Origin of the sequence: Thiolapillus sp., assembly GCF_048562965.1 — a bacterium.
GTDB lineage: Bacteria > Pseudomonadota > Gammaproteobacteria > Chromatiales > Chromatiaceae > Thiolapillus > Thiolapillus brandeum_A.
Genome location: NZ_JBHNMF010000897.1, coordinates 1 through 1,164, shown reverse-complemented (window position 1 = coordinate 1,164; position 1,164 = coordinate 1). Strand labels below are relative to the sequence as shown.

Sequence of the window (1,164 nt, the reverse complement as noted above, 5' to 3'; positions counted from 1 at the left end):
ATAGAACAAGCTCTAACGGGCAGTATGAACAAAATAGCAACTTTATTTCACCCGAAAATATACGGTGGAACAATGTTGCTTACTCTAAACTCTAGCTTTATTATATGCAATCAAATTCCATTACCAAGTGAAAATACCAAGCGTGTCTTCGGCCTCGTGATAGATTTTGGGGACTGGGATGTCCCAAAATCTATCACGAGGCCGAAGATACGCTTGTGGCAAAACGGGCCAAGGACCCGGATGATGAGTTGAAGCTTGTAATAGTCCGGGATATGTGGCTGACAGGTTTTGATGCCCCGTGCATGCATATCATGCATACCATGTATATCGACAAGCCGATGCAGGGCCACGGACTAATGCAGGCGATTGCTCGTGTGAACAGGGTTTTTCGGGATAAACCGGCTGGACTTGTCGTTGACTATATCGGTATCGCACAAAACCTGAAGAGTGCGCTTAGTCAGTATTCACGGGATGATCAGAAACAAACCGGTATCGATGAAGCCCAGGCTGTGGCTGTTATGCTGGAGAAATACGAGATTGTGCGGGACATGTTCCATGGGTTTGATTACATGTGCGGATTGACCGGAACACCGCAGGAGCGACTGACTGTGATGGCGGGAGCCATAGAGTGGGTTCTTGACATGCAGCAAAAGGAAGCGGCGAAGGAAATCAGTGAGGAAGGTAAGAAACGTGCTCATCGTCGCTTTAATGATGCTGTGCTTGCACTGTCAAAAGCATTTGCACTTGCTTCCGCCAGCGATGAAGCTAAGGAGATACGGGACGAGGTAGGATTCTTTCAGGCTATCCGGGCTGCACTCGTTAAGTCGGTTCCTGGTAAAGGAAAAACTACTGCTGAACGTGATTTTGCGGTGCAACAAATAGTAAGCAGGGCCGTTGTTTCAACTGAGATTGTCGATATTCTAGATGCCGCAGGTGTAAAAACGCCGGATATTTCAATCCTGTCCGATGAGTTCCTGGCAGAAGTTCAGGGAATGGAGAAAAAGAATCTTGCTCTAGAGGCATTGCGTAAGCTACTCAATGGTGAGGCTCTTCCCCAAATGGAGTGGGTAGATTATCGTAATCCCCTATGAGAGACAAAGACCTATACGCCCAGATACTGGGAATCAAGAGTCCCTGGCAAGTATCCGGTGTAGAGCTGGCGCT

At 47.7% G+C, this 1,164-nt stretch carries 1 pseudogene; it reads left to right on the top strand.

What is annotated here, in order from left to right:
• Positions 1–209: 209 nt before the first annotated feature.
• Positions 210–1,046: pseudogene (locus ACOCD2_RS21000) on the top strand (type I restriction enzyme endonuclease domain-containing protein); the annotation flags it as partial.
• Positions 1,047–1,164 lie beyond the last annotated feature (118 nt).